This is a genomic window from Arthrobacter gyeryongensis, from assembly GCF_039543785.1.
GTDB classification, from domain to species: domain Bacteria; phylum Actinomycetota; class Actinomycetes; order Actinomycetales; family Micrococcaceae; genus Arthrobacter; species Arthrobacter gyeryongensis.
In genome coordinates this window covers 60,126-80,693 of sequence record NZ_BAABKK010000015.1, presented here as the reverse complement: position 1 = coordinate 80,693, position 20,568 = coordinate 60,126, and the positions used below count along the sequence as shown (strand labels likewise).

At 64.7% G+C, this 20,568-nt stretch carries 16 protein-coding genes; 13 read left to right on the top strand and 3 right to left on the bottom strand.

The window, feature by feature from the left end:
* Positions 1–74: 74 nt before the first annotated feature.
* Positions 75–1,883, top strand: a complete 1,809-nt coding sequence (locus tag ABEA18_RS12060; RefSeq protein WP_345449650.1) for an acetyl/propionyl/methylcrotonyl-CoA carboxylase subunit alpha — start codon at positions 75–77, stop codon at positions 1,881–1,883.
* Positions 1,884–1,959: 76 nt separating this feature from the next.
* Here ABEA18_RS12060 and ABEA18_RS12055 read toward each other — a convergent pair whose 3' ends face one another.
* On the bottom strand, positions 1,960–3,369 hold the full coding sequence (locus ABEA18_RS12055; protein ID WP_345449649.1) for an MFS transporter: 1,410 nt from the start codon (positions 3,367–3,369) through the stop codon (positions 1,960–1,962).
* Between the two features lie 292 nt (positions 3,370–3,661).
* On the opposite strand from ABEA18_RS12055, the gene ABEA18_RS12050 reads away from it, so the two are divergent.
* The 4 genes from ABEA18_RS12050 to ABEA18_RS12035 all read left to right on the top strand — a co-directional run bounded on the left by ABEA18_RS12050 (position 3,662) and on the right by ABEA18_RS12035 (position 9,403).
* Complete coding sequence (locus tag ABEA18_RS12050) at positions 3,662–5,068, top strand: MFS transporter (protein ID WP_425550516.1); 1,407 nt, start codon at positions 3,662–3,664, stop codon at positions 5,066–5,068.
* Between the two features lies 1 nt (position 5,069).
* On the top strand, positions 5,070–7,316 hold the full coding sequence (locus tag ABEA18_RS12045; protein WP_345449648.1) for a molybdopterin oxidoreductase family protein: 2,247 nt from the start codon (positions 5,070–5,072) through the stop codon (positions 7,314–7,316).
* A complete protein-coding gene (locus tag ABEA18_RS12040; protein ID WP_345449647.1) occupies positions 7,313–8,875 on the top strand; it encodes an FAD-dependent oxidoreductase in 1,563 nt (520 codons plus the stop codon). The genes ABEA18_RS12045 and ABEA18_RS12040 overlap by 4 nt, the downstream gene beginning before the upstream one ends.
* 279 nt (positions 8,876–9,154) lie before the next feature.
* Entirely contained in the window at positions 9,155–9,403 is a 249-nt protein-coding gene (locus ABEA18_RS12035; protein ID WP_345449646.1) for an SCO4226 family nickel-binding protein, read from the top strand.
* A gap of 164 nt (positions 9,404–9,567) precedes the next feature.
* On the opposite strand, the gene ABEA18_RS12030 is transcribed toward ABEA18_RS12035, so the two are convergent.
* Positions 9,568–11,358 carry an HNH endonuclease signature motif containing protein gene (locus ABEA18_RS12030; RefSeq protein WP_345449645.1) on the bottom strand — a complete coding sequence of 597 codons (1,791 nt, stop codon included), beginning with the start codon at positions 11,356–11,358 and terminating at the stop codon, positions 9,568–9,570.
* A gap of 104 nt (positions 11,359–11,462) precedes the next feature.
* On the opposite strand from ABEA18_RS12030, the gene ABEA18_RS12025 reads away from it, so the two are divergent.
* From ABEA18_RS12025 to ABEA18_RS12015, 3 genes are read left to right on the top strand one after another with little or no spacing between them, the layout of a single operon-like run.
* Positions 11,463–11,729, top strand: coding sequence for a type II toxin-antitoxin system Phd/YefM family antitoxin (locus ABEA18_RS12025; RefSeq protein WP_345449644.1), 267 nt, complete (start codon positions 11,463–11,465; stop codon positions 11,727–11,729).
* Positions 11,726–12,088 (top strand): type II toxin-antitoxin system RelE family toxin, encoded by a 363-nt coding sequence (locus ABEA18_RS12020; protein WP_345449643.1) that lies wholly within the window; start codon positions 11,726–11,728, stop codon positions 12,086–12,088. The genes ABEA18_RS12025 and ABEA18_RS12020 overlap by 4 nt, the downstream gene beginning before the upstream one ends.
* A gap of 9 nt (positions 12,089–12,097) precedes the next feature.
* A complete protein-coding gene (locus tag ABEA18_RS12015; RefSeq protein ID WP_345449642.1) occupies positions 12,098–12,634 on the top strand; it encodes a hypothetical protein in 537 nt (178 codons plus the stop codon).
* Between the two features lie 14 nt (positions 12,635–12,648).
* Here ABEA18_RS12015 and ABEA18_RS12010 read toward each other — a convergent pair whose 3' ends face one another.
* Positions 12,649–14,064: an NAD(P)H-quinone dehydrogenase gene (locus tag ABEA18_RS12010; protein ID WP_345449641.1), complete on the bottom strand. Its 1,416-nt coding sequence runs from the start codon at positions 14,062–14,064 to the stop codon at positions 12,649–12,651.
* A 145-nt stretch (positions 14,065–14,209) separates the two neighbouring features.
* Between ABEA18_RS12010 and ABEA18_RS12005 the strand changes: the two genes are divergently transcribed.
* The 5 genes from ABEA18_RS12005 (at position 14,210) to ABEA18_RS11985 (ending at position 20,483) form a co-directional block, all read left to right on the top strand.
* Positions 14,210–15,010 carry a purine-nucleoside phosphorylase gene (locus ABEA18_RS12005; protein ID WP_345449640.1) on the top strand — a complete coding sequence of 267 codons (801 nt, stop codon included), beginning with the start codon at positions 14,210–14,212 and terminating at the stop codon, positions 15,008–15,010.
* Positions 15,011–15,114: 104 nt separating this feature from the next.
* The gene (locus ABEA18_RS12000) at positions 15,115–15,720 is read left to right on the top strand and encodes a hypothetical protein (RefSeq protein WP_345449639.1); all 606 of its coding nucleotides are present in this window, start codon (positions 15,115–15,117) and stop codon (positions 15,718–15,720) included.
* Between the two features lie 116 nt (positions 15,721–15,836).
* Positions 15,837–16,568 (top strand): YcnI family copper-binding membrane protein, encoded by a 732-nt coding sequence (locus tag ABEA18_RS11995; RefSeq protein WP_345449638.1) that lies wholly within the window; start codon positions 15,837–15,839, stop codon positions 16,566–16,568.
* 549 nt (positions 16,569–17,117) lie between these two features.
* Positions 17,118–18,722: a glycoside hydrolase family 68 protein gene (locus ABEA18_RS11990; RefSeq protein WP_345449637.1), complete on the top strand. Its 1,605-nt coding sequence runs from the start codon at positions 17,118–17,120 to the stop codon at positions 18,720–18,722.
* Positions 18,723–18,827: 105 nt separating this feature from the next.
* The gene (locus tag ABEA18_RS11985) at positions 18,828–20,483 is read left to right on the top strand and encodes a glycoside hydrolase family 32 protein (protein WP_345449636.1); all 1,656 of its coding nucleotides are present in this window, start codon (positions 18,828–18,830) and stop codon (positions 20,481–20,483) included.
* Positions 20,484–20,568: the final 85 nt, after the last annotated feature.

The following is a 20,568-nucleotide window of genomic DNA, read 5'->3' as shown; positions in this document are numbered from 1 at the left end:
CACGGAATCCCCCATCAATATGGGCGGAACCCTCAAAATCACGCTAGGCTCCCTGAAGGACAGAAGGAGTCAACTTGTCAGCTAATCCGGCGCAGCCCATTTCCAGCCCTCTCACCAAGGTCTTGATCGCCAACCGAGGCGAAATCGCGGTCCGCATTATCCGCGCAGCCCGGGACGAAGGCATCGCTTCCGTGGCCGTCTACGCGGACCCCGATCGCGACGCCCTGCACGTCCGGCTGGCAGATGAGGCCTACGCGCTGGGCGGCAACACTGCCGCTGAGTCATACCTCGTGATGGACAAGTTGATCGAGGTCGCCAAGCAGTCGGGTGCCGACGCCATCCACCCCGGCTATGGCTTCCTCGCCGAGAACGCCGAGTTTGCCGCCAAAGTCATCGACGCCGGCATCACCTGGATCGGCCCGTCTCCGGACGCCATTTCCGCGCTGGGCGACAAGGTGCAGGCCCGCCACATCGCCGAAAAGGTCGGCGCTCCCCTGGTTCCCGGCACGGCCGACCCCGTGGAATCCGCCGACGAGATCCTGGCCTTCGCCAAGGAATTCGGCCTCCCGATCGCCATCAAGGCCGCCTACGGTGGTGGCGGCCGCGGCATCAAAGTGGCCCGCACCATCGAGGAAATCCCCGAGCTTTTCGAGTCCGCGGTGCGCGAGGCCATTGCCGCCTTCGGCCGGGGCGAGTGCTTCATCGAGCGCTTCCTGGATTCCCCGCGCCACGTCGAGACCCAGTGCCTCGCCGATGCCTACGGCAACGTTGTGGTGGTCTCCACCCGCGACTGTTCCCTCCAGCGCCGCAACCAGAAACTCGTTGAAGAAGCCCCTGCCCCGTTCCTGAGCCCCGAGCAGAACGAGCGACTGTACGAGTCCTCCAAGGCCATCCTGAAAGAAGCCGGCTACCTGGGCGCGGGAACCTGCGAATTCCTGGTCGGCCAGGACGGGATCATCTCCTTCCTTGAGGTCAACACCCGACTGCAGGTGGAGCACTGCGTTTCGGAGGAAGTCACGGGCCTCGACCTGGTCCGCGAGCAGTTCCGCATCGCCCGAGGCGAAAAGCTCGGCTACGGCGATCCCGAGGTCCGCGGCCACTCCTTCGAATTCCGCATCACCGGCGAAGACCCGGGCCGCAACTTCATGCCCGCACCGGGAACCATCAGCACCCTGAAGAACCCGACGGGTCCGGGCATCCGCATCGATTCCGGCGTCGAACAGGGTGACGTCATCAGCGGGAACTTCGATTCCATGCTGTCCAAGCTGATCGTCACCGGCGCCAGCCGCGAACAGGCCCTCCAGCGCTCCCGCCGTGCCCTTGAGGAAATGGTCGTTGAAGGCATCCCCACCGTTATTCCTTTCGACCTCGCAGTGGTGACCGATCCCGCGTTCGCTCCGGCCGAAGGCCCGTTCAAGGTGCACACGCGCTGGATCGAGACCGAGTTCGTCAACAACATCCCCGCATGGACGCCTACCGGAACCGGAACAGAAGCCGCCGACGCCGGTGAGCGCCAGCGCGTCGTCGTCGAGGTTGGCGGCAAGCGGCTGGAAGTTGTCCTTCCCGCGATTCTCGGCTCGGTTTCCCCGGTTGCCAGCGCGGGCGCCAAGGGCACGAAGGTCAAGAAGCGTTCCCGCTCTGCAGGCGCCACAGCTGCAGTCGCGGGCGGCAACGCCCTCACCTCGCCGATGCAGGGCACCATCGTCAAGGTGGCTGTAGCCGCCGGCGACGTGGTTGCCGAGGGCGATCTGATCGTGGTTCTGGAAGCCATGAAGATGGAACAGCCCCTCACCGCCCACAAGGCCGGCACCATTCACGGCTTGGTGGCCAAGGCGGGCGAGACCGTCTCCGCGGGCGCCGTTATCGCGACGATCGAGGACTGAACAGACTTAAATGGCTCCGGCCCCGCACCATTGGTGCGGGGCCGGAGCCATTTAACGCGAGCCTGTTAATACAGGGTCAAGCTACATTGTTCTCGTAGTCAGTGTCCTTGGTTTCCTTGGACAGGAACAGTGCCACGAGCGTCAGGACTGCCATCGCGCTGAGGTAGACGCCCACCAGGACCGTGCTGCCCTTGGCCGATTCCCAGAGCCAGACCGCGATGAACGGAGCCACAGCCGCGCCGAGGATGCTGGACATGTTGTAGCTGACGGCAGATCCGGTGTAGCGGACGTTGGTGGGGAACAGTTCCGGAAGCAGCGCACCCATGGGGCCGAAGGTGAGGCCCATCAGCGTGAAACCGATGATCAGCAACGCCATAGTGCCGACAAAGCCGCCGCTGAACAGCGGCACGAAAAGCAAGCCGAACACCAGGATTCCCGCGGTGACCGCCAGAAGCATCTTACGGCGACCATATTTTTCGGCCAGCGGGCCCGCCACAAGGGTGAAAATGCCGAAGAAGACGACGCCGGCAATCAGCATCCAGAGGAAGTCGTTCCGGCTGAAGCCCAAGCCCGGGACGAACGCCGCGGCGGCCGCGTCGGTCATGGGCTTTCCGGCCTTGACCGCCGCGGCTTGGGCGCCCGCGAGCGTGGGCTTGGTGCCGTAGGTCAGCGTGAATGTGGTCATCAGGTAGAACAGGACATACGTGGCCAACATGATGAAGGTACCGAGGATCAGCGGGCGCCAGCTCTTCTTGAAAACGCGTCCGATGGGCAGCTTGGCCACTTCGTTCGACTCCAGCACCTTGGTGAACGCGGGAGTTTCAATGAGCTTGAGGCGCACGTAGAGGCCGAGGATCACCATGACGGCGCTGAGCAGGAACGGCACGCGCCAGCCCCAGGCGGCGAAGGCCTCGGGAGTCAGGGTGTAGCTGAAGACCAGGAAGATGATGTTGGCCAGGATGAAGCCGATCGGCGCGCCCATCTGCGGAAACGTTCCATAGATTGCGCGTTTCTTGGCCGGCGCGTTCTCGGTTGCGAGCAGCGCGGCGCCGCTCCACTCACCACCCAGAGCCAGGCCTTGGGCGAACCGCAGCACTACCAGCAACGTGGGGGCCAGGAAGGTCCAGCCCGGGACCTGCGCCGTCGGGAGGCAACCGATCAGGAACGTGGCGATACCCATGGTCAGGAGGGATGCAACCAGCGTTCCCTTGCGACCGAACTTGTCACCGAAGTGGCCGAAAATTATGGAGCCGAGCGGTCGGGCGACGAAAGCGACACCGAACACCGCGAAGGAGCTCAGCAACTGCGTGGTCTCGTCCGCCGTCGGGAAGAAGAGTTTGGGAAAGACGAGGACAGCAGCCGTGGCGTAAACGTAGAAATCGTAGAACTCGATGGACGTCCCGATGAGGCTGGCGAAGATCACCCGCCCCCGCGAGTTGACCGGCTTGACTGACTCGCTTTCCTTGGATTCAGCGATGGAAGACATGTAGTGGTTGCTTTCCGTTCACGCCGGCCCGGCGTTCCTGAGCCTGCCGGCAAAGATTATTGAGAGTTCAATAATAGTTCCCGGTATCCAACCAATGGACAATCATGTCCATTATGCGGACGCTTTGGAAAGTCTCACTCTGTGGTCCGCACCACACAACCTCACCATGGCCTCACGCACCGGTGACCCCCTCCGATAGGCAAATGTCACAGCACGTTTACAAACCGCGACGGTCCGCGAAACGCGCCATCCCTAACGTGGAAGTACAACGTCCCCACAAAGGAGGCACTCCGTGACAGTTGACCGAAGCACCGAAATCCTCACCAACGAGCAGGCGCCCACCGCCCTCGTCCCCGAGCTTGACCACCGCCCTGGCCGCTGGATTGCCAACTGGGATGCAGAGAACAAGGAGCAGTGGGACGCCGTTGGCCGTTCCATCGCCAAGCGCAACCTGTACTGGTCCATCTTCGCCGAGTTCCTCGGCTTCGTCGTCTGGCAGCTCTGGTCGATCGTCGTCGTCCAGCTCCCGGCAGCAGGCTTCAAGTTCGACACCAACCAGATCTTCTGGCTCATCTCGATCCCCAGCCTGGTCGGTGCCACGCTTCGTATCCCCTACACCTTCATGGTCCCGAGGTTCGGCGGCCGCAACTGGACCATCGTCTCGGCCCTCCTGCTGCTGATCCCGACGGCGGGCCTCGCCCTGTGTGTCTCAAACCCCGGCACGCCCTTCGGCGTCATGCTGCTGGTAGCAGGCCTCGCAGGCTTCGGCGGCGGCAACTTCGCCAGCTCGATGGCAAACATCACCTTCTTCTACCCTGCCCGTGAAAAGGGCTGGGCACTGGGCCTGAACGCCGCCGGCGGAAACCTTGGTGCCGCCGTCGCGCAGCTCATCGTCCCGATCGCAGTCACCGTCCTGGCTGCCGGCACCGTGAACCTGCCCATGGCCGGCCTCATCTGGATCCCGCTCATCCTGGTTGCCGCGTTCGGCGCTTGGAAGTACATGAACAACCTCACGAGCGCCAAGGGTGACGTCGCAGGCTCCATCGCCGCACTCAAGGAACCGCACCTGTGGGTCATGGCCTTCCTGTACATCGGCACCTTCGGCTCGTTCATCGGCTTCTCGGGAGTCTTCCCCAAGCTCATCAAGGACTACTTCCCGGCCTTCTCCTCCATGCACCTCGGCGCGGTTGTCCTCTCGCTCGCCTTCCTTGGCCCGTTGGTCGGCTCCCTCGCCCGTCCCTACGGTGGACGCATGGCCGACCGCATGGGCGGAGCCCGGATGACTGTCACGGCGTTCGCAGCGATGGCCATCATCACCTTGACCATGATCTGGACCCTTCCCCTCAAGAACTTCTGGCTCTTCCTGGTCCTGTTCCTGTTCCTCTTCACGGCAAGCGGCTTCGGAAACGGCGCCACCTACCGCATGATTCCGGTCATCTTCGCCACGTCCAGCCGGGCAGCCCGCTCGGGGGCAAGCGCCGCCAGCACGGCACGGCTCGCGTCGTCCTCACTCGGCCTGATCTCGGCGATCGGCGCCTACGGCGGATTCGTCATCCCCCAGGTGCTCAACGCATCCAGCGCTTCCGGCTCCTACACCCCCGCGTTCTATGGCTTCGTCGGCGCCTACGTGCTGATGCTCATCGTCTGCTGGGTCTGCTACCTCCGGAAGGCCAACCGTAACGCGATGGGACACATCTAATATGCCCGATGGCGCCAACACCCACTGCCCGTATTGTGCTCTGCAGTGCGCCATGACCCTGACCCCGGCGGCGCCCTCGGCGCAGCCGGGGTCAGACCCCGCTCCCGCAGCAAAGGCACTTCCGCTCCTGGAAGTATCCGGGCGCGACTTCCCCACCAACCGGGGCGGCCTGTGCCGCAAGGGCTGGACATCGCCGTCGTTGTTGAACCACACGGGACGCGTCACGGAACCCATGCTCAAAGGGTCCGACGGCGTCCACCGGCCGGTCACGTGGGACCAGGCACTCATGCTGGTCACCGGAGCCGTCAAGCAGGCCCGCGAGCAATACGGACCGGACGCCGTCGGCGTGTTCGGCGGCGGCGGACTGACCAACGAGAAGGCTTACCAACTGGGCAAGTTCGCCCGCTTGGCCCTGGGAACCTCGCGCATCGACTACAACGGACGTTTCTGCATGTCTTCCGCCGCGGCAGCCGGAAACCGCGCGTTCGGCGTGGACCGCGGCCTCCCGTTCCCCGTGGAAGACCTTGATTCGGCGAACGTCATTTTCCTTCTCGGCTCGAACGTTGCCGAGACCATGCCGCCGTTCGTCCAGCACTTGCAGGGCGCGCGCGATTCCGGCGGGTTGATCGTGGCCGATCCCCGCCGTTCCGCGACCGCCGCATTCACCGGCGACGGCGGCGGCATCCACTTGCAGCCGACCCCGGGAACGGACCTCGCACTGCTGTTGGGCATCTCCCACGTGGTAGTGCACGAAGGCCTCGCTGACACCGAATACCTCCAGTCCCGCACCACCGGCTATCCTGCGATCGTTCGTAGCCTCGCCGGCTTCTGGCCGGAGCGCGTCCAGTCGATCACCGGCGTGCCCGCCACACTCATCCGGGACACCGCCCGCCGCCTCGCCGACGGCGCCCGGCGCGGCGGCAGCTACATCCTGACCGGCCGCGGGGTCGAGCAGCACGTCGACGGCACGGACACCGCCACAGCCGCGATCAATCTCAGCCTCCTCTTGGGCCTCCCGGGATCCTCCCGCAGCGGCTACGGGACGCTGACGGGCCAAGGCAACGGCCAGGGTGGCCGCGAGCATGGCCAGAAGGCCGATCAGCTCCCCGGCTACCGCAAGATCACCGATCCCGCCGCCCGCGCCCATGTCGCCAAAGTGTGGGGCGTGGACGAATCCCTCATCCCCGGCCCTGGACTGCCTGCCGTGGAGCTCTTGAAGTCTTTGGGACAGCCCGACGGCGTCCGTTGCCTTTTCGTCCACGGCGCCAACGTGGCGGTGTCAGCCCCCGACGCCGGTGCGGTGATCGGGGGCCTGCGCAGCCTGGACTTCCTGGTTGTCTGCGATTTCTTCATGTCCGAGACCGCGCTGGAAGCAGACCTGGTCCTCCCGGTCACCCAATGGGCCGAGGAAGAAGGCACCCTGACCAACCTCGAGGGCCGTGTGCTCCGCCGTCGTAAGGCGCTCACCCCTCCCCCGGGCGTCCGCAGCGAATTGTGGCTCATGGCCCGGCTCGCCGAATCGCTTGACGCCCCTTCAACGTTCAGCGACGATCCCGAGACCGTGTTCGAGGAGCTCCGGCTCGCCTCGGCAGGGGGCCTGGCCGACTACTCCGGAATCGACTACGCCATGCTGGACCGCGGAGAAGCCGCCTACTGGCCTTATCCCACCGGCAGTTCGGGAACGCCGCGACTCTTCCTCGACAGCTTCGCGCACGCCGACGGACGCGCGATGATGGTCCCGGTGGCACCGCAGAAGCGGTCCCGGCGATCCGCCGTCGTCGGCTCTGATCCCGATCCGCTGACGCTCGTCACCGGACGGCTGCTGGAACATTACCAATCGGGCGCCCAGACCCGCCGCGTGGCCGAACTCGCGGCCGCGCAGCCCGAGCCGCTCTTGCAGATCCACCCCGCGACGGCGGCGGTGAGGGAAATCTCCAGCGGCGACTTTGTCCGGGTCTCCAATGAGCGTGGAGAGGTCCTGTGCAGGGTTGAACTCAGCAATGGCATCCGGACGGACACCGTCTTCCTGCCTTTCCATTTCCCCGGACTAGGAAGCGCCAACCGGCTCACTGAGGCGGTCACGGATCCCATTTCGGGCATGCCTGAATTCAAGACCAGCACGGTCTGGGTCCGGAAGGCGGCACTAGCACATGCCGAACCGGGGTTGGCCGCCCAGTTGGCTGTGCCGGCGGCGGTCGGCTCGTCAATGCAGGACAGCTTGTCAATGCACGTCAAGGAGGCATCGTGAGCGAGCGAATTGTGGTGGTGGGATTCGGACCGGTCGCGTCCCGGCTGGTGGACGAGTTGTTGCCAGCCGTGCGCAGCGGCCTTGTCGAGTTGCTCGTCGTCGGGCAGGAAGCCGAGGCCGCGTACAACCGCGTCATGGTGGCAGAGCTCGGCGTGGGGCGGACCACCGCGGAGGCTCTCGCGATGGCGGACGCCGGCGATTTGGCGACCGACGGCGTCGAGGTCCGGCTGGGCGTCACCGTCAAGCGGATCGACCGTGCACGTCAGCAAGTGGTCCTATCGGACGGGACCACGCCTTGCTACGACCGCTTGGTGTTCGCCACCGGCTCGAGGCCCGTCATTCCGAACCTCACCGGCATCAACCCTGATCCTTCGCATCCTGTGCTCCCTTTAGGGGTGACGGCCCTCCGCGATCTCCGAGATGCCGGGCAACTGCGCGACGCCGTGACTGCCGGCAAGCGCGTGATCGTCCTCGGTGGCGGCGTGCTTGGCCTGGAAACTGCCTTGGCCGCGGCGGAAGAAGGCGCCCTGACCACAGTGGTGCACAACGGTTCCTTCCCGCTGGGCCGCAATATCGACCGCGGCGGTGGAGCCGTTCTCGCGGCGAGCTTGCGCAATAGCGGGATCACCATGGTGGGCAACGCCCGCTCTACGGCGGTGGAGCACAATGGCCCCGACGGCATGTTTTCCGCGCTGGTGCTCAACGACGGATCGAGGATCGAAGGCGACCTTCTTGTCCTTTCCTGCGGCGTTCGCCCACGGATCGAACTGGCCGAAGGTTGTGGGTTGCCTGCAGCCACCGGGATCTTGGTGGATCACCACCTGCGGACCTATCCCGAGCCGCACATGTTCGCGATAGGCGACTGCGCCGAAGTCCGCTGTGCCGATGCCGAGTGCCCCGAATGCCGCACCGCGCTGGGTCCTTCCGGGCTGGTGGGTCCGGGCTGGCGGCAGGCCGAGTGGCTTGCCGAGTACCTGATCCTCCTTGCAGAGGGCGGCCAGGGCGCTGCCGACACCTTGGCACCGCTACCGCAGGAGAAGCCCGGCGTCGTGGTGTTGAAGGCGCGCGGCATCAACCTGGCGGTCGCCGGCGACAACAGCGCCGAACCGTGGGATGACGAGCTGTTGTCCGTCGGCGTCTCCGAGGGAATGCCTCGGCGCCAGGTTGCCCAATGGGCCGATCCGGAACACGGCCGCTACGTCAAAATGACGACGTGGGGCGGCGCGCTCGAAGGACTCGTTACCGTAGGCATGCCCCGCACGGCCGCGGAGCTCGTGATGCTCTTCGAACGCGGCTCCGAGCTGCCCGCAGACCGTTCACTCCTGCTTCGCTTGGATGGGCCGGACCAACTGGATTCAGCTGCTTCGAACGATGACCCGCAGCGGACCGTGTGCCGCTGCGCGGGCGTCAGCGGTGCGAGCATCGCGGAAGCCGTGCTGGATGGCTGCTCTTCCGTGCCGGAGGTTTCCAAAGCGACCCGCGCGGGGACTGGGTGTGGCGGGTGCCATGGGGACATCAAGGGGATTATTGAGAAGCACTTTCAGGGGGTTGCGGCGTAGGGGTGCGTTGAACTCGGGCGTACAAACATGACTCCCTGCTACCTCATGAGTTCGCGCGTCCCGGCGCCAGCCCGTCAGCTCGACCACTTCGTCCGGGCTCCAGCCCTTCCAGTCCCGGCCACCCCCGAACCAGCCGGAGAAATACTTATGAGGCAACGAATGCTCCATTGCGGAGGTTTTCAATGAGTCAACGCGGACTCTTGACGAACTGATACCACGCGTCTAGCGTCTGCATTACACCGCTACCGTCAATATCGACCACGATTGAGGAGCATTGTCATGCCTGAATTTATGGACGTTCACCACAACATGAAGGGGCTAACCAAGGAGGATCTGAAGGCGGCGCACGATGCCGATCTTGCCATTCAGGGCGAGGAAAACGTCGTCTTCAAGAGCGCCTGGGCTGACCCGGAAGCAGGCGTTGTGTATTGCCTATCTGAAGCCCCTTCCGCGGACGCTGTAAGGCGCATTCATGAACGCACGGGTCACCCTGCGGACGAGGTGCATCCCGTTCCACTCGCGGTGTAAGGGCCTACCACCACTGGATATCGCGGCGCCCGCCCGTTCGGGCATCGCCGCAACGGGCTGCAGAAAGTAGAATGCCGTGCCCGCCAAGCCGTGGTCCCAGTAGTCGGTCCAGCACTCTTTTTTCCAGGCACAGCACACCCTCAAACACCTCACACAGCACGTGGTCACACCTGGAAGTAGCGGTTTTTGCGCGCTTTTTGGCGTGGGTCGATGTGGGGTGGCGGGATGAACCAGGGCACGCCTGCCTGGACCTGGATGCGCCACTCTTCCTTATGGATCAGGTGGTGGTGGTGGCTGCAGAGCAGGACACCATTGTCGACGCTGCTTGGTCCACCCCGGGACCAGTACGTGATGTGGTGGGCTTCGCACCACGGGGCCGGCATCGTGCACGAGGGGAACGCGCAGCCTTTGTCCCGGGCGGTGATCGCTTTACGGATGTGGGCGGGGAAGATCCTCGAGGCCCGGCCGATGTCCAGGACCTGGCCTTCCCCGCCCAAGACGACGGGGATGATGTCCGCATCGCAGGCGATCTTCCGCAATGTGGCCGCCGAGACCGGACCAGTGAACGTGAAGCTCCCCGTGCCCTGTTGCGACCCGCCGGCGCGCCCGGCTTGTCCGGATTGGCCCAGGAAGGTGAGCTGCCCGGCTTCCTTCAGCGGTGCCAGGAGGTCGCGGTGGTCGATGGTGGCCATGACCTGGGGGCGCTGGCCTCCGGCCGCGGGCAACGCACCCGTGGCGAGGGCAATCTTGCAGGCACCCAGCAACCCGTCCAGCAGTTTCTGCGCCCTCGTGCGGCGGTCCAGGGAGGCGTCATCATCGAGGGAACCAGCCGTCAGATCCTTTGCCGGCGCGCTCCCGCCGCCGGCGTCCACGGTATTGTCCCCCGGTCCGGGCTCCTGGGAGGCGCAGCTCCGGGGATTGGTGGCGGTGTTCATGACGGTAAGCAGGTGTTCGTATTGGTCCTGGGTCGCGAAGATCTCCACATGCTGTAGCCCGTGTTTGGGTTTCCGGAGGAAAGCGCCCTGGAGGTGGCGCAAGGCTTCTTCGCTAGGTTCGGCACCGTCCTGGTCGATGGCTTCGGTCCAGCGGCGGGCGATCCTGGCCAGGAAATCGGCATCGTTCTCAGCCGCTGTCATGGTCAACGCGTGCTCCATGTCCGCAACAGTCTCGGCGTTGCACAAGGGCCGGACCCGTTCCAGAGCCATGGTGATGGTGGTGGCCTGTCGGGACGCGATGCTTCCGCAAGCCAACGCCGCAGCCACCTCCCCATACCGCGGCTGGATCCGCTGCCCCGTCAGGGAGTGTCCCGGCAGCAGATCCTCAGCCAAGGCAAGACGGCGGCGCGCCTCTGCTGCGCTGATCCGCAGCAGCGAGCGCAGGTGCTCGCCCGTGTTCCTGAACTCCCGGAACCCGGCGACGGCGGACCTCGCGACGAGACTGCCGTTCCCGACGCCGGCACTGGCACCGGCTGCTCCGCCTTCAGTTTCGGGGCAGCCGGGACCATCGCTGGAGCCGGCCGCCCGCGCTTCGGCTCCCCAGCCGGTCGTCCAGCCGGTCCCGCCGGCCGGCTCCTCCTGCCGCACCCGGTCCAACTGCCCCGCGGCGACGAGCTGCAAGTAGTCCAGGGTGCGGGAGAGTTCCTCCACACCGGAAGCAAACGCGGCGGAGTCCTGCAGGCCCAGCGGCCCGACGTCGTCGACCGCCGTCCGCGCCAGGGAGCGCAATGCCGTAACAGCACTCTCCAAAACTCGCTGCGGACCACGGCGATCGCCGCCGTGGTCGCCTGCGGGATCCTCGGGGGGATCCAGCAGAGCGAGCCGGCGTAGCCCCGGCATTTGACCCGGCGCTTGAGCAACCGCAGTCACCCTTCGCGGCTCGCGCGCCTTATGGAACACGACGAACCCGCCGCCGGGCGTGGTGCCTTGGCGGGTAGTGAGGTGTCCGATCGCTTCCATACCCAAAGCATCTCAGGAGGCACTGACAAAATAGCCCGAACCTACGTAATCGACAGTTCTGTACACAACGTACATTTTGCTGCACATGGCGAACTATCGACTCCATGACCGACATAGCCATCACCGAAGCCCGGAACCACCTGGAAACTATTGTGGACACGGCACATCGCGAGCGTGAACCGGTATTCCTCACTCGCCGCGGAATTCGGGTCGCCGCAGTTATCGATTCCGCCGAGCTGGAGCGCCTTCGTGAAGCCGCGGAAGAGCTTGAAGACATCCGGGCCGTGGACCTGGCATGGGAAGAGATGGAACAGACCGGTCAGACCCCTATCCCTTGGGAGGACGTCAAGCGCGATCTGGGCCTGACGTGAGCTACAACGTCACGGTCCTGCCAGCGGCTCTTCGGCAACTGCGCAAACTTCCTCCCGAGGGCCGCCGCCGGGTCCAAGCAGCCATCGAGTTGCTGGCCGAGACTCCGCGCCCGCCCGGCGCCAAGAAGCTGGCAGGGCGGGTCGAGTGGCGCGTCCGAACGGGAGATTATCAGGTGCTCTACCGGATCGACGACGGCCGACTCGTGATCGTCGTCGTTCAGGCCGGTCATCGACCTATCACCAATCCCCGTATGCCCGCTGCCTCAGGCGTCTGCAAAAGCGACGCAAGGTCCCGCCGCTCCCCGGGCCTTGCCCATGAGTCAACGCGGGCCCTGTCGCATGGCGGCGCGCTTACCTAGGATTGGCCCATGAAGGAATGGGCCCAGCAGCACCCATATCTTGCCATGGCCATCGGTTATGTTCTCTTCTTTGTGTTCGCCACAGCTGTCTGGATGGTAGTTGGAGGGCACGGCCTAGCGGACTCCGTCACCACTGCCTTCGTGTGGACATTGGGCTACTGGCTTCTTGCGGTCTTCGGAATCCGGCGAAGCCGAAAGACCAGAGCCCGCCTCGAAGAAACCGGCCAAATCTTGGTCTACATCCGCTACCCGGACTCCCGGCCCGGTTCGCTCAGCAGCATCTGGAACCAAGGGATCGCGACGCCGAGCGCAGGGTCTATCCATTTCCAGCCCGCGGTCTACGACACCCTGGAGCCGTCCGGACGGGCGACGACGATCAAGGTCCAGGATCTGCTACCAGAGCGCCAAAAACTCAGCGGCAAGGACCGTAAGTACATCCAGGTGAATGGAATTCAGGCAATGACCGTGTTGACGGACGAAGGCAAGTTGGAGATTGCTGCGCACCCTGAATCACTTGACAGGCTGAGTGGGGTTCTACGGCGTTAGGCCCGCTGCAACCGTCACATATGCACGTGCAGCCGTCGCGCCGCTTCCGAGATGGAACCGGTCAGCGAGGGGTACACCGTAAAGGTGCTCGCGAGGTCGTCGACGTGCAGCTTCTGCTTGACGGCAACAGCGATCGGGAAGATGAGCTCGGAGGCATTGGGACCGATGACGACGCCACCGATCACCGTTCCGGAACCCTTGCGCGCAATGATCTTGACGAAGCCATCCTTGGTGTTGCGCATCTTGGCGCGGGCGTTGCTCAGCAAGGACAGCATGACCACGTCGCCCTGGTATTTGCCTGATTCGAGGTCGGCCTCGGAGACGCCCACAGAGGCGATTTCCGGGGAAGTGAAGATGTTGGAGGCCACCTGGTGTAGCTTGATCGGCATGACGGCGTCGCCCAGGAAGTGCGCAACAGCAATGCGGCCCTGCATGGCAGCGACCGAGGCGAGAGCCAGGATTCCCGTGCAGTCGCCAGCGGCGTAAATGTTCGGCGCGGTGGTGCGGGAGACGCCGTCCACCTTGATGTGGCCGGACTCCGTGACAGCCACGCCCGCCTCTTCCAGCCCGATTCCGGCCGTGTTGGGAATAGAACCCACGCACACCAGGCAATGGCTACCGGTCACCACGGAACCGTCGCCGAGCGTCACCTTCACACCGGCGTCGGTCCTTTCAACCGCCTCCGCGCGTGAGCGGGACAAAACGCGCACGCCGCGGCGCTTGAAGACACCTTCAAGGACCTGGGCTGCGTCCGTGTCCGAGCCGGGCAGCACCTGGTCGCGGCTCGAAATCAGGGTGACGTTCGAGCCAAGGCCGTTGTAGGCCGAAGCGAATTCGGCGCCGGTGACACCGGAACCGACGACGATCAGGTCTTCCGGAAGTTCTTCGAGGTTGTAGATCTGCGCCCAGTTCAGGATGCGCTCACCGTCCGGCTTGGCCGTGGGCAGTTCGCGGGGGTGCGCACCGACCGCCAGGAGGATGGCGTCGGCGGTGATTGTCTTGGTGCCGTCCGCTGTGGTGACCTCGATGGTGTGGTTGTCCAGAAGTTTTCCCGAACCCATCAGGATCTCGACGTCAAGGTGCTCGAGGCCCACCCGGATGTCGTCGGACTGCTCCCGCGCGAGGTGCAGGACGCGGTCATTGATGTGGCCGAGGTCCGCGCGCATGCCCGGTGCGACATCGCTGCCGTCGACGGCGAACTTGACTCCCAGCTCCCCCGCCTCGCCGACGCGGGTCATGAGATCCGCCGTCGCGATCAGGGTTTTGGAAGGTACGACGTCGGTGAGGACGGCTGAGCCGCCGAGCCCGGCGCGCTCGATGAGGGTTACCCGCGCTCCCAAGTGGGCCGCGACCATGGCCGCTTCATATCCGCCTGGACCTCCGCCCAGGATCGCGATTCGTGGTGAGCTGAAGTCAGGATGCATGGTCACAATGTTCAATTCTCACTTAATGCCGGCGGACCTGCCACTAAGCCCCACCTGAGAACGCCCCCGGAGGCCGTTTACCTGCCCAATTGCGCCCTGTTCAACAGCGCGCGCGGCACTGTAGTTTGTACCAGTGAGTAACACAGAGCTGATGAACACAGACCCATTCGAGGCCGCCAAAGCTGCGGCCGACTACATCGCGGCGGAGACCGGCGTCGAATCCCACGACGTCGCGCTCGTGCTCGGCTCAGGCTGGGGCGCGGCTGCGGATCTCATAGGCGAGACGACGGCGACCCTCACGGCGTCGGAAGTTCCCGGCTTCCACGCGCCTGCCGTTGAGGGGCATGTGGGCACCATCCGTTCGGTCCTGACGAAAGAGGGCAAGCGGGCCCTCGTCCTCGGCGCGCGTACCCACTACTACGAAGGCAAGGGCGTCCGGGCCGTAGTGCACGGCGTGCGCACTGCCGCGGCGGCCGGATGCAAGACCCTCGTAGTGACCAACGGCTGCGGCGGTCTGAACGAAGCCTGGACCCCTGGCACTCCGGTGCTGATCAGTGATCACATCAACCTGACCGCGGCTTCTCCCCTTGAAGGTGCCACGTTCGTCGACCTCACGGACCTGTACTCCTCGCGCATCCGCGGCCTGGCACGCGAAGTGGATTCCACGCTCGACGAAGGTGTCTACGCCCAGTTCACCGGACCGCACTACGAAACTCCGGCTGAGGTTCAATACGCCAAGCGAATCGGCGCGGACCTGGTGGGCATGTCCACCGCTTTGGAAGCTATCGCCGCCCGGCACGCAGGCATGGAGGTCTTCGGCATCTCCCTCGTGACCAACCTGGCCGCAGGCATCAGCCCGGTACCGCTGAGCCATCAGGAAGTCATCGAGGCAGGCCAGACGGCGGGCGCACGCATCTCGCGCCTCCTGGCGGACATCATCGCCAAGCTTTGATCCAATCGCCGGGGAGTCAAGGCTCCCCGGCCATTCCGGAGTTCTTAGCACACTAGAATTTGAGTGATTCTCCGCCGTAGCGCTCGAACCGGAAAGGACCGCCGATGACGACATCCGCGCCTTTCCGGTTTTTGCGAACGGGCCTGATCGGTTCAATCATTCTGGGATTGGCCGCGGGCGGGCACCTGGCTGGTGGCGGGGAACTTCCGGCACCAGCCATTTTGACGGCGCTCTGTGCCCTGACGATCCTGCCCGTCGCCATCCTGACGCGCGTCCGACTTTCGTTGCCAGCCCTAGCCGGGCTGCTCGGGGCCGGGCAGCTCTGCCTTCACTGGGCGTTCTGCGCCCTGTCCGGAACTTCCACCGCGGCACCGCTGCAGTCCGGGCACGCAGGGCATGTTCCCTTGGCGCCCGCTTCGGAAACCGTAAGCGCTATCGCCTCGACCCACGCCGCGGCAAGCGACTGGCAAATGCTCGCGGCGCACACTGTGGCAACCTTGGGCACGGCGCTGGTGCTCGCTCGCGGCGAACGAGCACTGTGGGCGCTGGCTGAGTGGCTGCGCCCGCTGGTCCAACTACCCGCCGCCACAGTGGTCCAGCCACTTCGCGCCCCCGTCCCGTGCACGGCCCCCACGGTGCGTCCTCGTGCCCTTCCCGGCCTCCGGCTTCCTTCCCGGCGCGGTCCACCGGCCCTGGTGTCCGCCGCCTAAGACTCTCCCCTTTCACACACGGGCAGGGACGGGCGGCAGCTCCTTGCCTTCACCGGTCCGGACCTCCGTCCGCCCCGGTCCCAACCGCTCTCCCTTTGTGAAAGGGCACCATTGCCATGAAGACCTCCCACCGCCGTACCCTCAAAACCGCCTGCGCCGCCACCATGGTCGCCGGGCTGCTCGCCTTCGGCGTCTCGGCCGCCTCCGCACACGTCAACGTCAATCCCGACGACCCGGCAGCGGGCGGCTATACCCACCTGACTTTCAACGTCCCCAACGAGTCCCCGACGGCCAAGACCAACAAGCTCGAAGTCTCACTCCCCACCGACACACCCTTTAACTCGGTGTCCGTGAAGCCGGTCGAGGGCTGGACGGCCGAGCTCGTCACCATCACCCTGCCAAAACCCGTCACGATCGCAGGAGCAACGGTGACCAAGGCTGTCAGTTCGGTCGTCTGGACCGCGGACGCAGCACATCAGATCGGGCAGAACGAATACCAGGCGTTCTCGATCTCCGTCGGTGTACTGCCCGACGCCGGCACCACGGTGACGCTGCCCGCCACCCAGAGCTACACCGACGGCACTGTAGTGAAGTGGGACCAGAAGACCGTTGAGGGACAGCCAGAGCCCGAGCACCCGGCTCCCTCGTTCGTCACCACCGCCAGCGACGCAGCCGCATCGGCGGCTCCCACGTCCTCCCCGTCCGTGACCCCGGCCCCGTCAGCTGCGGCTACGACATCCAGCGACGCCGGATCCACGGCCGGTTGGTTCGGACTCGCGGCCGGCCTCATCGGCCTGGCCGCGGGGGTCACCGCCTTGGTGCGAACCCGCTCCACGAAGGCCAAATAGCCCCACCACCAACCACGGAACTGCCCGCGTCGGATCCCGGCGCGGGCAGTTTTGCATCTGAAGCGAGGGGGTAGGAGCGGTCCGGGGTTGCCCGCCAGCTCACGCGCCCCCGATCCAAACAAGCAGCACGCGACAGGCGTCGTCACGGCAATTTTCCGACTCCTGTCAAGTCAATTCACCCAAGTGTTAATGGCGTGTGAACTTTTTGAATAAATCAGATTTATTCAGAAACATTTGACCCGCCACGCTTTCCATGGCACGCGCGCGGTGTAAAAATGTAAACGCTTGCGCACATATGTCTGACATGTGGCCTATGGTCCGGAATGCCGCGCGAAACACGAGTTGCGGCCACATTCAGCGCGCGTCAAGCTTTGAACGGTCCCGGCAAGTCGACGTGCCGGACCGAAGGATGGGGGCTTCCAAAGAATCCCCCATCCACCCGACACGATGGCGTTCCTGACGACGCCATTGGTGTTACCGGGAACGCCGGAGTTCGGACCAGGGCTTGCGCCCATTCCACGTAGTCCAACCTCCGCGAGAAGAGCAAGCATGAAATCTCACTCAACCCCCAACAGGCCGCGCCGACGCCTGCGGTCGGCGGCCGCCTTTGCGGCCGCTGCCGGCGTGGCTGCCACGGTGCTCATGGCATCACCGGCAGCCCAGGCAAACCTGCCTGCGGACAAGCCGGCCACCACAATGCCGGCCCCGACGCCGGGATTCCCGCTGCCGACGGTCCACACGCAAGAGGCCTTTGATCCCGCAGTAGCCTTCACGTCCAAGTGGACGCGGGCGGATGCCAAGCAGATCATGGCCCAGAGCAACCCGAACGTGGCCCCCGGCCAGAACTCCATGAGCCCCAACGTCACCATGCCGGAAATCCCCAAGGATTTCCCCGCCATGAACGACGACGTCTGGGTCTGGGACACGTGGTCCCTGACCGACCAGAACGCCAACCAGATCAGCTACAAGGGCTGGGACGTTATCTTCTCCCTCGTCGCCGATCGCCACGCGGGCTACGGCTTCGACCAGCGCCACTGGAATGCCCGAATCGGCTACTTCTTCCGCAAGACCAACGCAGACCCTGCGAAGGATAAGTGGAACTACGGCGGACACTTGTTCCTGGACAACACCTCCATCGGCAACACCGAATGGTCCGGTTCCACCCGCCTCATGCAGGGTGACCACGTCAACGTGTTCTACACGGCCACCACGTTCTACGACCGTGCAGAGCGCAACGCGGGCGGCGGCGGGATCGCTCCCGACGCAGTCATCGCCAAGGCCCTCGGCAACATCCACGCCGACCAGAACGGCGTGACCTTCGACGGCTTCCAGCACACCAAGCTGCTCGAGCCGGACGGAAAGCTGTACCAGACCAAGGCGCAGAACGCCGGCTTTGCCTTCCGTGACCCGTACACCTTCGAAGACCCGGCGCACCCGGGCCAGACTTTCATGGTCTTTGAGGGCAACACCGCAGGAAACCGCGGCTCCTACAAGTGCACCGATGCTGACCTTGGTTACCAGCAAGGCGATCCGCACGCCGAGAACACCAACACGGTCAACACCACCACCGGCTCGTGGTTCCAGACCGCGAGCGTCGGCCTGGCCGTCGCCGACAACAAGGACTTGACCCAGTGGCACTTCCTGCCGCCGATCCTGTCCGCCAACTGCGTCAACGACCAGACCGAGCGCCCCCAGATCTTCATCCAGAATGAAAACGGCAAGAACAAGTACTACCTGTTCACCATCAGCCACCAGTTCACCTACGCCGATGGCATGCGTGGTCCCGACGGCGTCTACGGCTTTGTTGGCAACGGTGTCCGTTCGGACTTCCAGCCTGTGAACAACTCGGGCCTCGCGCTCGGCTCGCCGACCGACTTGAACTTGCCGGCGAACAACCCGAGCGGCACCCAGTCGGCACAGCAGAACGGCCGCCAGTTCCAGGCCTACTCGCACTACGTGCAGCCGGGCGGCCTGGTGCAGTCGTTCATCGACAACGTTGACGGAGTCCGTGGAGGGTCCCTCTCCCCCACGGTAAAGATCAACTTCGCCGGTGGCGTCACGCAGGTTGACCGCAGCTTCGGCAAGAACGGCCTCGGCCCGTTCGGCTACCTCCCCACCAACGTCCGCGTCGGCGGGGAAGGCCTCTACAAGTAGGCCACAGTCAAAAACAGCCGGGCAGGCAGGGGATTCGCTGCCTGCCCGGCAACATGGGGCGCCCGGTTCACCCCGGGCGCCCTGCTCCACAACCCAGGAAGTCCCATGCTCCACTCTCCCCAACGCCCGTTCCGGCCCGCTCGCAAGGCGGCACTCGTCGTCGTCGCCGTCCTCCTGTCAATGTTCGCGAGTTCCTGCACCCCGACGCCGGACGCGTCGCCATCCACTGGCGGCACCGCCGTCGGAACCGCTGCCCCTGCACCATCCGAATCGGACCCGTGGCGGCCCGCCGCGCACCTGACAGCGTCGCAAAACTGGATCAACGATCCCAACGGGCTCGTCTACGAAAACGGCACCTATCACGCGTTCTACCAGCACAATCCGCACGGCAACTTCTGGGGAGACATGTCGTGGGGCCATTCCACCAGCACCGATCTGGTGCACTGGACCCAACAGCCTGTAGCCATGGAAGGCTCCGCCAGCGAGGAAATCTTTTCCGGCGCCATCGTTCCGGACACCAAGAACGCCTCCGGCCTGGGCACCGCTGAAAACCCGCCGCTGGTAGCCCTCTACACCAGCTCATACGGAGAAGGCGGGGCCCTGCCCAAGGGTAGCCAGGCCCAGTCCGTGGCCTACAGCCTCGACCATGGGACATCCTGGACCAAGTACAAAGGCAATCCGGTGCTCAGCCTGCAGCCGGCGTCGAACAACTTCCGCGATCCAAAGATCACTTGGTATGAGCCCGGCAAATACTGGGTCATGACCACGGTGGTAGCGGACGCCCAAGTGGTGAAACTGTTCAAATCCACGGATCTGCTGCACTGGAGCTTCCTCAGCGATTTCTCCGGGGTGGGCGCCCAGGGCGGCCTCTGGGAAGTTCCCGAACTTCTCCAGATGGACGTCGACGGCGGCAACGGACTGAAGAAGTGGGTCATGATCGTGAGCATCAACCCCGGAGGTATCGCAGGAGGCTCCGGCATGCAGTACTTCGTGGGTGATTTCGACGGCACCCGGTTCACGGCAGAAAACGCTGCGAAGCCGGGTGACCGGCTGAGGGAATCACAATGGCTGGACCATGGAGCGGACTTCTACGCTGCCAACACCATCACCGCGGCTCCTGGTGGAAAGCCGGTGCTTCTGGGCTGGATGGGGAACTGGGACTATGCGCAATCCGTCCCGAGCACCCCGTGGCGCGGGTCCATGGCCATCCCCCGCCAGCTCACTCTCGTGGCCGCGGGAAGCCGTTTCGAGCTCCATTCGACCATCGCCCAGGCTGCCGCGGATGCCCTCATGAACGCCAAGACGAGTGAAGTACATGGCAAAGACCTCACCGTCACCGACTCCACGGAGGCCCTGGGCAGCGACTTCGGGTCCCGAAGCCAGCTGATCGACGCCGAAATGGACGTTGCGGGCTCAGCTGAGGCCGGCATGGTGCTGCGGGCTTCCGCGGACGGGAAGGCAGGCCTCCGCATCTCGTACAACCGCGCAAGCCAAACCCTGAAAGTGGACCGTTCGGCGGCCGGAACCTCCAACTTCTCGCCGAAATTCAGCCCCTACCACCAAGCATCCGTGCCCATGAAGGACGGCAAGGTCCGCCTCCGCATCCTCCTGGATTCCTCGTCCGTGGAGGTCTTCGCACAGGACGGCTCGGTAGTCATCTCGGACATTTTCTTCCCGCAGTGGGGCAACACGGGTGCGGCCGCCTTCAGCTCGGGAGGCACCGCGAGCTTCAAACTCAGCAGCACGCGGCAGCAACCCTGACGCTGGGCAGCCCAACTAGCTCGCAGTTGTTGTCGTTTAGACGGCTCATAACGACAACAACTGCGGGTCAGTTGGGTGGGGCGAC